16 protein-coding genes and 1 tRNA gene are annotated in these 13,429 nt (G+C 57.9%); 8 read left to right on the top strand and 9 right to left on the bottom strand.

Annotated elements, in window-relative coordinates:
- Nucleotides 1-72: 72 nt before the first annotated feature.
- Nucleotides 73-402, top strand: a complete 330-nt coding sequence (locus tag AB4N74_RS08240) for a hypothetical protein (protein ID WP_460099327.1) — start codon at nucleotides 73-75, stop codon at nucleotides 400-402.
- Between the two features lie 233 nt (nucleotides 403-635).
- Here the strand turns inward: AB4N74_RS08240 and AB4N74_RS08235 are convergent, their stop codons facing one another.
- Nucleotides 636-875: a YceK/YidQ family lipoprotein gene (locus AB4N74_RS08235; protein ID WP_093433088.1), complete on the bottom strand. Its 240-nt coding sequence runs from the start codon at nucleotides 873-875 to the stop codon at nucleotides 636-638.
- Between the two features lie 151 nt (nucleotides 876-1,026).
- On the opposite strand from AB4N74_RS08235, the gene AB4N74_RS08230 reads away from it, so the two are divergent.
- From AB4N74_RS08230 to AB4N74_RS08220, 3 genes are all read left to right on the top strand, one after another.
- Complete coding sequence (locus AB4N74_RS08230; RefSeq protein WP_460099324.1) at nucleotides 1,027-2,238, top strand: MFS transporter; 1,212 nt, start codon at nucleotides 1,027-1,029, stop codon at nucleotides 2,236-2,238.
- A complete protein-coding gene (locus AB4N74_RS08225; RefSeq protein ID WP_460099321.1) occupies nucleotides 2,213-2,422 on the top strand; it encodes a hypothetical protein in 210 nt (69 codons plus the stop codon). The genes AB4N74_RS08230 and AB4N74_RS08225 overlap by 26 nt, the downstream gene beginning before the upstream one ends.
- Nucleotides 2,423-2,490: 68 nt before the next feature.
- Nucleotides 2,491-2,661: a hypothetical protein gene (locus AB4N74_RS08220; protein ID WP_175559594.1), complete on the top strand. Its 171-nt coding sequence runs from the start codon at nucleotides 2,491-2,493 to the stop codon at nucleotides 2,659-2,661.
- A 2-nt stretch (nucleotides 2,662-2,663) separates the two neighbouring features.
- Here AB4N74_RS08220 and AB4N74_RS08215 read toward each other — a convergent pair whose 3' ends face one another.
- The gene (locus AB4N74_RS08215; RefSeq protein ID WP_460099318.1) at nucleotides 2,664-3,077 is read right to left on the bottom strand and encodes a cupin domain-containing protein; all 414 of its coding nucleotides are present in this window, start codon (nucleotides 3,075-3,077) and stop codon (nucleotides 2,664-2,666) included.
- A gap of 123 nt (nucleotides 3,078-3,200) precedes the next feature.
- Nucleotides 3,201-4,100, bottom strand: a complete 900-nt coding sequence (locus AB4N74_RS08210) for a transcriptional regulator GcvA (protein WP_460099315.1) — start codon at nucleotides 4,098-4,100, stop codon at nucleotides 3,201-3,203.
- A gap of 107 nt (nucleotides 4,101-4,207) precedes the next feature.
- On the opposite strand from AB4N74_RS08210, the gene gstA reads away from it, so the two are divergent.
- Together gstA and AB4N74_RS08200 are read left to right on the top strand one after the other, a co-directional pair.
- Complete coding sequence (gene gstA, locus AB4N74_RS08205) at nucleotides 4,208-4,819, top strand: glutathione transferase GstA (protein ID WP_460099312.1); 612 nt, start codon at nucleotides 4,208-4,210, stop codon at nucleotides 4,817-4,819.
- Between the two features lie 86 nt (nucleotides 4,820-4,905).
- Nucleotides 4,906-5,286 carry a RidA family protein gene (locus AB4N74_RS08200; RefSeq protein WP_093433106.1) on the top strand — a complete coding sequence of 127 codons (381 nt, stop codon included), beginning with the start codon at nucleotides 4,906-4,908 and terminating at the stop codon, nucleotides 5,284-5,286.
- 84 nt (nucleotides 5,287-5,370) lie between these two features.
- Here the strand turns inward: AB4N74_RS08200 and AB4N74_RS08195 are convergent, their stop codons facing one another.
- Nucleotides 5,371-5,880: a hypothetical protein gene (locus AB4N74_RS08195; RefSeq protein ID WP_093433109.1), complete on the bottom strand. Its 510-nt coding sequence runs from the start codon at nucleotides 5,878-5,880 to the stop codon at nucleotides 5,371-5,373.
- Between the two features lie 209 nt (nucleotides 5,881-6,089).
- Here AB4N74_RS08195 and AB4N74_RS08190 point away from each other — a divergent pair, with 209 nt between their 5' ends.
- Entirely contained in the window at nucleotides 6,090-8,078 is a 1,989-nt protein-coding gene (locus tag AB4N74_RS08190) for a peptidase U32 family protein (protein ID WP_099759010.1), read from the top strand.
- Nucleotides 8,079-8,192: 114 nt separating this feature from the next.
- Here the strand turns inward: AB4N74_RS08190 and AB4N74_RS08185 are convergent.
- Nucleotides 8,193-8,267 (bottom strand) — tRNA-Gln (locus AB4N74_RS08185).
- 319 nt (nucleotides 8,268-8,586) lie between these two features.
- Between AB4N74_RS08185 and AB4N74_RS08180 the strand changes: the two genes are divergently transcribed.
- Nucleotides 8,587-9,615 (top strand): alpha/beta fold hydrolase, encoded by a 1,029-nt coding sequence (locus tag AB4N74_RS08180; protein WP_257354833.1) that lies wholly within the window; start codon nucleotides 8,587-8,589, stop codon nucleotides 9,613-9,615.
- Between the two features lie 204 nt (nucleotides 9,616-9,819).
- Here AB4N74_RS08180 and AB4N74_RS08175 read toward each other — a convergent pair whose 3' ends face one another.
- From AB4N74_RS08175 to AB4N74_RS08160, 4 genes are all read right to left on the bottom strand, one after another.
- Entirely contained in the window at nucleotides 9,820-10,176 is a 357-nt protein-coding gene (locus AB4N74_RS08175) for a DUF6124 family protein (RefSeq protein WP_099759009.1), read from the bottom strand.
- A gap of 118 nt (nucleotides 10,177-10,294) precedes the next feature.
- Nucleotides 10,295-10,660: a DUF6124 family protein gene (locus tag AB4N74_RS08170; protein ID WP_460099307.1), complete on the bottom strand. Its 366-nt coding sequence runs from the start codon at nucleotides 10,658-10,660 to the stop codon at nucleotides 10,295-10,297.
- Between the two features lie 543 nt (nucleotides 10,661-11,203).
- On the bottom strand, nucleotides 11,204-12,229 hold the full coding sequence (locus AB4N74_RS08165; protein WP_460090756.1) for a GlxA family transcriptional regulator: 1,026 nt from the start codon (nucleotides 12,227-12,229) through the stop codon (nucleotides 11,204-11,206).
- Between the two features lie 50 nt (nucleotides 12,230-12,279).
- The gene (locus AB4N74_RS08160; RefSeq protein WP_460099303.1) at nucleotides 12,280-13,401 is read right to left on the bottom strand and encodes an agmatine deiminase family protein; all 1,122 of its coding nucleotides are present in this window, start codon (nucleotides 13,399-13,401) and stop codon (nucleotides 12,280-12,282) included.
- Nucleotides 13,402-13,429 lie beyond the last annotated feature (28 nt).

The following is a 13,429-nucleotide window of genomic DNA, read 5'->3' as shown; positions in this document are numbered from 1 at the left end:
TACTCAAACGGTTGAATTCGTGGCTGGATGGGCTATTGCTTAACCCCATATCACATGGATTGGAGCAAGCGCATGGAACAGGGAATGAGGGCCGCTGCGCTGACCAGCCTGGTGTTGTTCCTTTTACACTGTCTCGTCACGCAGATTCGCCGAGTTCGGAAATGGAGGCTGGACGTTCAAACGGACTTTGAAGCCGCGCTACAACGCCTGAACATCGATAGCTATGATTTCCTTGCAAATCGGAACACACCGCCCGGCATGCGCAGACCGCCCGATGTCTATCGAATTCTGCGCGATCAGCAAGGTCGCTACTTCTTATACCTGCACTCGGGCGCAAAGCCTGGCGTTTTCCACGCACTTACAGAGGAGCGTGCACTTTTGGCTGCAAAGCTGAATGGCTAACCTGGCATTCGCCTGTGGCAGACCTACACCCATCCAAGACTCTCAATTGCTGATGCCACTAGACATCAATTAGGTTTGCTCATCTATACCACTGGCCCGTGAATGGATGTCTGCTATAGGTCAGAAACAGCATATTTCGAACGGCAGTTTCTGACCGTTTTCTGCCTGTCACTCAGCCGAATGCAGGTTGAGCCCCGGACAGAGCAAACCTGAGCACTAACACCACTCGCAGTTTAGAAATTGCAGCTGTATTGATATTCGAAGGGAAAAAAGACAGTGTCGACCACTAGAGAAAATGGCGCGTCGATCAGTAAAAAGGGAATCAGTTTTCCTTTGGACGTGCCCACCAACCACCAGTCAAACCGAATACCGATGTAGGGGCAACGGTGCTTGTCATAATCCATACGCATGGCGGTTGCCATACACCCACTCAGGCTGGCAGTCAGCACCAGTAGAATCGCCTTTCGAACCACGTAACGTCCTTATTACTTCTGTGCGCAGACTTGCATAGACGCTGTTGCGCAATGTTAGTCACCCTCTCTCAAGAGCCACCAGTATCTTCTATCCCGGAACGTGCTGCATCCAGTAGGTGATGCCAGACCGTCGACATAAAGGAGCTTCATTTTGCGCAAGGACTACCTAGCCTTTTTCACCTCGCTGTTTCTGTCGCGGCTGGCGGATCAGATCCTGCTGTTCATCGTGCCGTTGGTGGTGTTCCAGACCACCAACAGCGCCTCCTGGGCAGGTCTGGCGTTTTTCGTCGAATCGCTGCCGCGGTTTCTCGCGTTTCCGCTGTGCGGAGCCTTGTGCGACAAGTTTTCGCCCATCCGCATCCTGCACATCAGCCAGGTTTACCGGGCACTGCTGTGCCTGATCGCGGTGGCAATGTTTGCCCTCTTCGGCGGTATCTCCTGGGTCGTCGTGCTGTCGGCGCTGTGTGGCGTGCTGACCACCCAGGGCATCATGGCCCGCGAGGTGCTGATGCCGCATATTTTCCAGCACTACAGCTACACCAAGACGTTGTCCTATTCGCAGATCGCCGATCAGACTGGACTGGTTCTCGGGCCGCTGGTGGCTGCGCTTTTGCTGGAGGTATGGGCCTGGCATTGGGTGGTGCTGTGGGTCGCCGGGCTCTTCCTGCTGGCGGACCTGAGCATGCTGGTATGGCAACGCCTCAGCCGTATCACGCTGGAAGTGTTCGAGCAGCATCAGGACATCTGGCTGCAACCGCTGCGTATCGCTTTCGGGCATATACGTGAGCTGGCGGAACTGAAAAAAATCATCCTGTTGGCCGTCGGCGTCAATCTGATCGTCGGCGTCACGCTGGCCACTTCGGCGGCGATGGTGATCGGCGAGTTCAGTGCCGGCAAGGATGCCTACGCCGGTCTACAGGCAGCGGGCGCGGTCACCACCATCGTGATTCTGTTTTTCCTCGCCCGGGTTGAGATCCCGCAGCGGTTACTGGGCGGGCTCGCTTACTCGATGATCGCCGCTGGCGCCCTCATCAGTGCACTGAGTCCGAATCTGGCCGGGTATGTGCTGGGGTTCCTGCTGATCGTCGGCTTCGACAAGATGTTCAACATCTACATGCGCAGCATCCGCCAGCGGGTGATTCCGGCCAAGGACTTTGGCAAGACCGTAGGCGTGATCACCTTGCTCAATAATCTCTCGCAACCTTTGGCGGGGTTGCTGGTGGCGCTGCTGGCCTCAAGCCTGGGTACGCAAGGAGTGATCCTGATTATGGCCGTGCTGACTATGCTGTTGGGCGCCGCAGCGGTATGGTGGTTTGCCGTCAGCAGAGGAACCCTGAATGCCGAAGAAACCACCGGCCCCTGAACACAAAGCCACCGCCGCAGACATCGAGAGTTCGATCCAGGCCTTAAACAAAATGGCCGAGCGCCTCTGGGGCGAAGGTCGAGAGGCCGAGGCCAAAGCCCTGCTCGATGCGCTCGATGCGTTGAACCGGGCGCTGGACAGAATCAGGATTGGCGAGAGTCGTCGGATTGTGACGCTTCACTAAGAAGCCGTGCCTAGAACCAACGTTATGAATCAGCTGTGCCCAATTGGCAGGGCCAAGGATGAAGACAGATGCGCGCGATAAAAACTTTCTTCGGCATTTTGTTGCTGCTATTCGGTTTCGACTTCACCTACGAAAAACCCCGCCGAGTCTTCACGGCGGGGTTTGTCCGAGTTTGCATGGTGGTCGCTTTTGCAGAATTGCTGATACTCCATATGATTTATAACGGCCCGGCGCGTTAGCTCTACGGTTTGAGAATCAGCAACGGCTCGCCCTTTTTGACGATGTAAGTCGCCAGCTCCGACCCCTTGTCCGCACCCACGTTCTTGGCCACATGCGTCACCCCTTGCGGAATGAACAGCGAATCCCCCGCCTTCAACGTCACCGGCGCCCTGCCCTCCAGTTGATATTCGAACGTGCCGCTGATCACGTAAGCGACCTCGACACCCGGGTGCGCATGCCGGGGCGAGGTCACGCCCGGTTCGAAATCGACTCGCGCCTGAATCACTTCGCGCTCGGCAGCACCGAGGTCCTCGCGCACCAGATCGGTCCGGCTCAAGCCTTGTTGCCAGCTCTTGGCTGGCGCGTCAGCCGCGTGGACGATGCCGATCATTGAAGCGAGTAGCGCAGCGCTGGCCAGTAACAGTGGACGATGCATGATGTTGCCCTCTCAAACGCAGTGGTGGTGTGACCGCTACTTTGGGAGTCGCGTGTATGGCTGATGTGTCGTAAACCCCGGGTTTATTGTTCGCGTGTGTCTGCGCGGCAACTTGATACACGCTTATACAAAAGCGTCTTTGCCCGGTGACAGTGCCAACAGCCATGTCCTGAATGCCACGATCTTCTTCGATTGCGCCGTTTCATGGGGCGCTACCAGATAAAAACCCAGCTCATCTTGCAAGCGCAGATCGAACGGAGCCACCAGACGCCCGGCCCGCAGATCGTCCTCGACATAGGTTGAACGGCCAATGCACACACCCTGCCCGTCAACCGCTGCCTGTACCGCCATCATCGCCAGATCAAAGGTCAGGCGCGGGCCTTCAGCGAGTTGCGGCGGTTGACCGGCGGCACGCAGCCAGGCGCTCCAGTCACCGGCCGTCGCGCCACTGACTTGCAGCAATGCGTGATTGGCAAGGTCTGCGGGCGTTCGCAACGTCTTCGCCAATGCCGGACTGCATACCGGGAAAATATCATCGGACATCAGAAAATCGCCACACAACCCCTTCCAGTCGCCGCGCCCATAACGGATCGCCGCATCAATCGTGCCCTTGCGAAAGTCGACCAGCTCAGTGGCCGCACTGATTCGCACATCAATAGCGGGAAACACCTGCTGAAAGGACGGCAAACGCGGCAACAGCCACTTCGATGCAAACGACACCAGCGTACTGATCGTCAACACGCTTTTATCGCGAGACGCGAGCAACTGCTCAGTCGAATACCGCAGCTCATGAAACGCTGCACGCACACCCGGCAAATAGGCGTGCCCGTCCTCGCTCAGCACCAACCCCTCGTTGAGCCGCAAAAACAGAGGCCCGCCCAGCTCTGCTTCGAGTCGACGGATCTGGTGACTGACAGCGGTCTGGGTGACATTGAGTTCTTCGGCAGCCTTGGTGAAGCTCATGTGCCTGGCGACCGTTTCAAAGGCGCGCAAGCCGTTCAGCGAGGGAAGTCGGACCGTCATGGTTCTGAGTGCTCATGAGATTTTGTCATACGCTAGCACCGTAAATGACCTTTGCGAAAGCCGCTTCGGCAATGGAATCTGGCGCTCTCTCTCAGCAAGGAAGTGCCATGAAACTGTATTTTGCGCCCATGACCTGTTCGCTTTCCCCGCACATTGTGCTGCGAGAACTGGGTTTGCCGTTCGAACTGGTTCGCGTCAACAACCAGAGCAAACGCACCGCCGATGGCCGCGACTTTCGCGAGATCAATCCGAAGGGCTACGTCGCAGCGCTGGTTCTGGATAACGGCGAGGTACTGACGGAAGGGCCGGCGATCCTGCAGTTTCTACTCGATCAGGTGCCCGCCAACACGCTGGCGCCACCCTTGGGTTCATGGGAGCGCACGCGTTTGCAGGAACATCTGAACTTCATCAGTACGGAAATTCACGGTGGCAGTGCACCGCTGTTCAATGCGCAGATCCCGGAATCGGTCAAAACGATTTTCCGCCACACACTGTTCAAGCGCCTCGACTACCTGAATCAGCAACTGTCGGCTCGGAACTATCTGATGGGCCAATTCGGCGTCGCCGATGCTTACCTGTTCACCGTGCTGAAGTGGCTGCCGACCTTTGCCATCGACATACAGGACTGGCCGGCACTTGCCAGCTACATGCAGCGCATCGGCGCCCGCCCCTGCGTTCTTGCAGCCATCGCGGCGGAAGCCGCGACGCAGCCGGTCTGACCGGCCTCTGTTGCCACGGAGCGGGCCATGTCGACGCTGTATCTGTAAACTGCGGCCATCTTCACTCGCTCACTCAAAGGATCAGCATGGCTAACCAAGACATCACCTTCACTCCAGATCCGGACGCCGACTCGATTTCCTCGGACGTTGCCACATTCAACGGCATCATGGTTTCCACCCAGATTCCAACCCGTGCCGACGGCAGTCTGGAACTGGGCGATATCACCGCGCAAAGCGAATGCACCCTGCAAGCGCTGAAAGTTGCGCTGGAACGTGCCGGCAGTTCGATGGATCGGGTGATGCACTTGACGATCTACCTGACCGACATGGCCGATCGCGCCGCATTCAACGAGGTGTACAAGCGCTACTTCGCCAAGCCTTGGCCGGTGCGTGCGGCGGTAGGTGTGGCGTCGCTGGCGGTTGAAGGGATGCGCGTGGAAGTCACCGCGATGGCGGCCAAAGCCTGAGCGCCACTCCTTTCAGGTCATCAGCCGCCGCCTCATAGAGGCTTAAAACCCGAGCCAAGCCTGTAAAGGCTGGCTCGCGTCTTTTCAGGATCGCTTCCGGGCTTCAAGTGGCCCAGTGGCAACAAGCGATAACTTTCCTTCCTTTACGCGATATTTTTTGACTTCACCTTGGTCTTCAAACTCAAAGTCGAAGTGGAAATTGGCGGTTATCGAACCGTTCGCGTCATTTCTCTGAAACTTAATTTTTCCCGCCTTGGCATAGATGATATTTGGGGTCATTGTGATGAGCCCTTGAACACTACTACCCAGCCCCCCTATGTCGTGTTCTCCATCGGGTAGCTCGTTATCAATAACGAACGACATTATTTCGATAATGTTGTTCGCATCCTCTCGATGGTGCGCGATAAGGCTAAAGGTTTCGGCGGATCCGAAGTACAGAGCTTTACCTTCTTGGGTTGCCTGAAATACCGGCCCGACAAGGTGCGGATGGGCAGGGTCAATCACTGCTTTGTAGTAAATTTCCGGCGCGTGGGCCCCTCTGTTCAAATTATTTTTGTTGATACCTAAATAACGAAAATGGTCTTTATCGTTCATAGCAACATGTCCTTTTCGTAATGAATGGTCGGCGAATGACTTCGTTACTATTTCCAACTTACGTCTGAACAACAACTGACAGGTCTGACAGTTGTGCGAATCCGCGAAACGTGCCAAGCGCGATTTGCAGACCATCGGTACATAGGTGCCGACATGTCGTTTCACGGGTAGAATGCGCGCCTAACCGTGACAGCCTGACTAAAAAAACTATGTCCTTGCCCAAGCATCACCTGGAATTGCTCAGCCCTGCCCGCGATGTCGCCATCGCCCGTGAGGCGATCCTGCACGGCGCCGACGCCGTGTACATCGGCGGCCCGAGCTTCGGCGCGCGCCACAACGCCTGCAACGAAGTCAGCGAAATCGCCGAGCTGGTGGAATTCGCCCGCAAGTATCACGCGCGCATTTTCACCACCATCAACACCATCCTGCACGACAACGAACTGGAGCCGGCGCGCAAGCTGATCCATCAGTTGTACGACGCCGGTGTCGACGCGCTGATCGTTCAGGATCTGGGCGTGATGGAGCTGGACATTCCGCCGATCGAACTGCACGCCTCGACCCAGACCGACATCCGTACGCTGGAGCGAGCGAAGTTCCTCGATCAGGCCGGTTTCTCGCAACTGGTATTGGCCCGTGAGCTGAACCTGCAGGAAATCCGCGCGATCGCCGACGAAACCGACGCCGCCATCGAGTTCTTCATTCACGGCGCGTTGTGCGTGGCCTTCTCCGGCCAGTGCAACATTTCCCACGCGCAAACCGGGCGCAGCGCCAACCGTGGCGACTGCTCGCAGGCTTGCCGCTTGCCGTACACCCTCAAAGATGAAAAGGGTGGCGTGATCGCCTACGAAAAACACCTGCTGTCGATGAAAGACAACAACCAGAGCGCCAACATCCGCGCCCTGGTTGAAGCCGGTGTGCGCTCGTTCAAGATCGAAGGTCGCTACAAGGACATGGGCTATGTGAAGAACATCACCGCCTATTACCGCCAGCGCCTCGACGACGTGCTCGAAGACCGCCCGGATCTGGCCCGCGCCTCCAGCGGCCGCACCGCGCACTTCTTCCTGCCCGATCCGGAAAAGACTTTCCACCGTGGTAGCACCGACTACTTCGTCACCGATCGCAAGATCGACATCGGCGCTTTCGATTCGCCGACCTTCACCGGCCTGCCAGTCGGCACCGTCGAGAAAGTCGGCAAACGCGACATGCAGGTCGTCACCCAGGAGCCGCTGTCCAACGGCGACGGCTTGAACGTGCTGGTCAAGCGCGAAGTGGTCGGTTTCCGCGCCAACATCGCCGAAGCCAAAGGTGAGTTCGAAGAAGACGGAGAGAAGCGCTACCGCTACCGCGTCGAGCCGAACGAGATGCCCGAAGGCTTGTACAAGCTGCGCCCGAACCACCCGTTGAATCGCAACCTCGATCACAACTGGCAACAGGCGCTGCAGAAGACCTCTTCCGAGCGTCGCGTGGCCCTGAGCTGGGTCGCTCGTCTGCGTGAAGAACAGCTGGAAGTGACTGCCACCAGTGAAGAAGGCATCAGCGCCAGCGTCACCCTCGCCGGTCCGTTCGGCGTGGCCAACAAGCCTGAGCAAGCGCTCGAACAGCTGCGCGATCTGCTCGGCCAGCTCGGCACCACGCAGTACCACGCCACCGACGTCAAGCTGGATGCGCCACAGGCGTTCTTCATCCCCAACTCGCAGCTCAAAGCCCTGCGCCGTGAAGTGATCGAGAACCTGACCGCTGCCCGTGTCGCCGCTCATCCGCGTGGCGGCCGTAAAGCTGAAACCAGTCCGCCGCCGGTGTACCCGGATTCGCACCTGACCTTCCTCGCCAACGTCTATAACCAGAAGGCGCGCGACTTCTACCACCGTCACGGCGTGAAGCTGATCGACGCTGCGTACGAGGCTCACGAAGAGCCGGGCGAAGTGCCGGTGATGATCACCAAGCACTGTCTGCGCTTCTCTTTCAACCTGTGCCCGAAACAGGCGAAAGGCGTGACCGGCGTGCGCACCAAGGTTGCACCGATGCAGTTGATCCACGGCGATGAAGTGCTGACGCTGAAGTTCGATTGCAAGCCGTGCGAAATGCACATCATCGGCAAGATGAAAGGCCACATCCTCAACCTGCCGCAACCGGGCAGCGTGGTCGGCCACATCAGCCCCGAAGACCTGATGAAAACCATCCCGCGCGCACCGCACTGAGTGGATGACGTGCGCGGTGCTTCGGCGCCGCGCACGCCTGCCCTGCACCACCGGGCTAAATCGCAGGCATAAAAAAACGCCAACTTCTTGCGAAGTTGGCGTTTTTTTCGAATATGGCAGGGGCGGCTGGATTCGAACCAACGCATGGCAGGATCAAAACCTGCTGCCTTACCGCTTGGCGACGCCCCTACTGCTCTTTCCAGCTACTCCGTTAGTTTCGCTGTGAGAACGGGGCGCAATTTACCAAGGTTTTTTTGCTTTGGGAAGCGCGAAGTGAAATATTTTTTGTTTTAAAACAGCGACTTAATATTTTGGCCTGAATCAGGTCCAGGGGGAGTCGGTTTCGCCGCCGTGTATCACACTGTGTACGCCCCCCGCCGCGACACATCGACTTTCAACAAAGCCGTTCTTCGACACAGGCCAGATACGTCTCCGCGCTCAAATGCACTCAAGGTTTCAGGTGTTCATTCAGAACCCTTGGCCAAAGGCTCGCAAAGGAGACGTCACCATGAAGATGGCACTGCACACCCGCAAAACTGCATTCGGCTTGTCGATTCTGGCTGTGGCGCTGTTCGGCGCTTTTGGCAGCGCTCAGGCGCAAACCACTGAACCGGCCGCCGTCAGCTATTCCGCGCCCTCACCCTTCGGCCCGCTCAAGCAAGTGAAGGCTGGCGTGCTTGACGTCGCCTATGCCGAAACCGGCCCAGCAGACGGCCCGGTGGTGATCCTGTTGCACGGTTGGCCCTACGACATTCACAGCTACGATGAAGTCGCGCCGCTGCTCGCGGCCAAGGGTTATCGGGTGTTGATGCCCTATGCGCGCGGTTATGGCGATACGCAGTTCCTCTCCAAAGACACCCTGCGCAACGGTCAACCAGCGGCGCTGGCCAGTGATGTCATCGACTTCATGGATGCGCTGAAGATCAAACAAGCGGTGCTCGGTGGTTATGACTGGGGCGCGCGTTCGGCGGACATCGTTTCGGCGCTGTGGCCGGAACGCGTGAAGGCATTGGTTTCGGTCAGCGGTTATCTGATCGGCAATCAGGCCGCCGGGCAAAACCCGCTGCCGCCCAAGGCTGAATTGCAGTGGTGGTATCAGTTCTACTTCGCTACCGACCGTGGTCGTGCCGGTTACGAGAAAAACACTCACGACTTTGCCAAGCTGATCTGGCAACTGGCCTCGCCGCAGTGGAAATTTGACGACGCCACGTTCGATCGCAGTGCCAAAGCGCTGGAGAACCCCGATCACGTCGACATCACCGTGTTCAACTACCGCTGGCGTCTGGGCCTGGTGCAGGGTGAAGCGAAATACGCCGCGCTGGAACAGAAACTCGCCACCGCCCCGTCGATCAGCGTGCCGACCATCACCCTTGAAGGCGATGCCAACGGTGCGCCGCACCCGGCGCCGGAGGATTACGCCAAGCGCTTTACCGGCAAGTATCAGTTCCGTTTGATCAACGGCGGGATTGGCCACAACTTGCCGCAGGAAGATCCGCAGGCGTTTGCCAAAGCGGTGATTGATGCGGATCACCTGTAGAAACAAAAAAGCAGTCAGCCGCTCAGGCTGACTGCTTGATTATTTGAGGGTGGAGGGATGGTCACGTTTTGCAGATGCTTTGCCTGAACGGACGCCATCGCGAGCAGGCTCACTCCTACAGGGGGAACGCATTTCAAATGTAGGAGTGAGCCTGCTCGCGATCACGCCCGACCAGACACCCTCAACCCCGAATAACGTGCGCGATCACTCGGTTGGCACAACCAGATCCAACGCCTTGTTCACCGCCAACTCCCCCAACATGACCACTTGCGCAATACCCAGCAGGGTATGACGATTTGCGCCCTCCAGCATTCCGGCAAAATTACCGAGCATGACCGACGCGGACGCCAGGGAGCCGCAAGCATTGGTCAGCAGCGACTCCGTGTCTGCTTGCGGGTTGGCCATGAACAGAGCATTGGGCGTATAGGGTGTGGCCATGATCGCGGCAGGCAACAGGTAATGGTCGAGTGCACGCTCTGCCGCTTCGTGGAGCTTTCTTGAATTGGGCGAGGCGTACGGCGATATCAGGTCAGTGACCGGTGGTTCGGGTGGCTGGGACATCAGCTGAAACTCCAGACAAGAACCGTTGGCGGCTCTTTGATAGAAGGCGTGAAGCGCCGCGATTACGGACGCTTCTGTGCAATGAGGGAGCGAGCCCCCTCACCCATCTGCTCCGCGACTAGTGCGGCAAGCGCTGGTTGTCCAGAACTCGGCCGACCACCAGCTCGCTGAGCATGATCACCTGTTGCAGGATCAGCATCTTTTTGCGCTGTGAGGGTTCTATCGAATCGGCGAGTTCACGGGCCATGTCAGTGGCGGAGGACAAGGTTTCAGTGGCTTCGACGAGCAGGGTTTCGTTATCCACTGTGGGGTCGATGAGGTAGATCTTGCCGGTCTTGCGGGTGGGTACTGAGGTCTTCAGCGCGGAGGGATTGAGGTAGAAGTTGATCGCGCGGTCGGAGGCCTCTTTGATGTTTTGAGGCTCGAGTGCGGCGTCGTAGGGGATTGGATCGGTTTCTGGCGGGTTTGGCGTAATTTTGAACATAGATGACACTCGCTTAGCAAAAAATAAGGAGCCATCACTCACGCTACCAAACGAGGTGGTGACCATTGCGCAGGTTGGTAGACCGGTCTAAGCGAGTAAACCCCGGCGCTCCCGAAGGAGCCCCACGCATGGCCACCATAAAAAACCGAGCCCCGAAAAGAGACTGCATATAGCGGCGCATAACGCTTAGAAAACGGGCTACCAAACCCGATCACTGTTTTGCAGTGACAGGGAAACGATACAGCCCGCCTCAAGGCGCGTAAGCCGGCGGATTCTGGCGTACGCGTAGGCAACGGCGCAAGGTGTTGTAGCCGTTATGGCGTAACAGTGCGTGTAAGTTAAACGTGCGTGGGTGAGGGGTGTTTGGGAGAGCTACGCCGACGTGGGATACCGAGGTGAATTTTGGTGACGAAGCGGTTGGTGCCGCCTGCAAGTTCCCTCACCCTAGCCCTCTCCCAAAGGGAGAGGGAACTGACCGTGGTGTTTGGGGGAGGTACGCCGACGTGGGATATCGAGGTGAATTCAGGTGGGTGACGGCTTGGGTTATTTGACCAGGCGTTTTTCTTTTGATGGGCGATAGCCGAAATATGAGCTGTAGCATTTGCTGAAATGGCTTGGCGAGACGAAGCCGCACGCGACCAGCACTTCCACTTGTGAAAGCTCAGTGTGCTGCAACAACCGTCGCGCTTCGGTGATGCGCAGTTCCAGGTAATAGCGCTGCGGCGTGGTGCCCAGTTGCTCCTTGAACAAGCGCTCCAACTGCCGACGAGAACGGCCGGCATACACCGCCAGTTGCTCCAGCTCCAGCGGCTCTTCCAGATTGGCATCCATCAGCTTCACCACTTCACGCAACGGCGCACTGACGCAGATGTTCTCGTCTGGTTTGATGCGCCGGTAACGCGATTCCTCGAAGGCGAGGATGTCTTCGATCCCTTCGACCAGGGCTTTGCCGTGCAGGCTCTTGATCCAGTCCAATGCCATGTGGAAAGCGCCGGACGGACTCGATGCGGTCAGTCGGTCGCGGTCGATCACGTAAGGCTCGCTGCTGACATGGGTGGTTTTGGCGATTTCAGTCAGCGCCGGGCGATGTTCCGGGTGGATCGCGCAGCGATAGCCGTCGAGCAATCCGGCGCGGCCGAGGAACCACGAACCGTTCCACAACCCGGCGAGGCTGATGCCCCGCTCCGCTGCAACCTGAAGCAAATGAATAAACTCCTCACTCGCCCGCAGCTCAGTGCGATACCCGCCACACACCACCAGCAGATCCAGTTGCGCCAGCGCGGCTGAATCCAGACGTGCGTCAGGGCGGATGACCAGCCCCAGATCACTGATGACTTCGCCGTCACCCAAGCCAAACGTGCGCGACGAAAACAACCCCGGACGCAACAGGTTGGTGGTGACAACCGTGTCCAGCGCCTGGGTAAACGCCGGTAGCGAAAAGTGTTCGAGCAGCAGAAAACCGGTGCGGGTCATGCGCGTTTCATCCGCGCTTTGCTCATTCAGATAGCGGAGGTTTTTCCCCTTCATGCCTCCGCTGAATTGGCGTCGTTCGATCAAGTTGTGGTCCATCGGTCATGTTGTTGTGCGCCGATAGTTGGCTTGATCCGCGTCAGAGTCAATCACGCCTGTGGTTGATGGCTGGTGACGCAGTGAATTCCACCGCCACCGGCGGCGATTGCATCGATGTTGAGCTGGACGATTTCGCGCTGCGGATACAGCTGCGAGAGCAGATCAAAGGCCTTCTTGTCTGCCGCTTTATCGCCAAATTCCGGAGCGATGATTGCGCCGTTGATGACGAAGTAGTTGATGTAACCGGCGGCAAAGTCCGGGTTGTTCTGGTTGAACTTGCTTTGGCGCGGTTTCAGCGGCGGCGACATCGTGTGGATCTGTAATTTGCGACCGTCAGCATCAGTGGCGTTTTTGAGGATTTCCAAGTGCGCCAGGGTGACCTTGTGATCGTAGGATTCAGGGTCGGTGTCGAGGTTGGCGATGACCACGCCGGGCTTGATGAAGCGCGCATAGAAATCGACGTGAGCGTCAGTGATGTCCTTGCCCTTAATGCCCGGCAGCCAGATGATTTTGCGCAGGCCCAGGCGTTCCTTCAGTTCAGCTTCGACATCGGCCTTGCTCCAGTCCGGATTGCGGTTGCTGTTGATCCAGATGCTCTCGGTCATGATCCCGGTGCCGTGGCCGTCGACCTCGATGCCGCCGCCCTCGCCCACCAGATCGGTGCGGATGTACGTGGCTTGCGCGTCGTCGGCGACCAGTGCGGCGATCTTCGCGTCTTTACTGTGCTGTTGTTTGCCTCCCCAACCGTTGAAGTTGAAGTCCACCGCGCCGAGACCACCCTTGTCGTCGATGACGAAGTTGGCGCCGATGTCGCGCATCCAGATGTCATCCAGCCCGGCAGTGACGTAAGTGATATTGCGCGTGCCGCAGAATTCTTCGGCGATGCTGCGCTCATTTTTACGGCAGAACACCGTGACTGGTTCAAACCGGGCAATGGCGCGGGCGATGCGGCCGAGGGCTTCCTGGACGTCTTCGGTGAAGTCTTCCCAAATCGCATCCTGCGCGCCGAAAGCGATGTAGGCGCGCTCATGTTTATCGCCCTCGTCGGGCATGAACCAGCGGCCTTGCGCGGCGGCCAGGACTTTGCCCGGCGACAGGCCCAGGCCTGTCACCGCAGCGCTGACAGCGGCGACCACCGAGGCCTGTTTGATGAAATCGCGACGAGTCGTCATGTGGGTTTCCTGTCTTTCAGTGAAGGGC

It is taken from the genome of Pseudomonas sp. H3_C08 (assembly GCF_054669455.1).
Note: the sequence above shows the minus strand (reverse complement) of the source record. Positions and strands in the feature narration are given on the sequence as shown.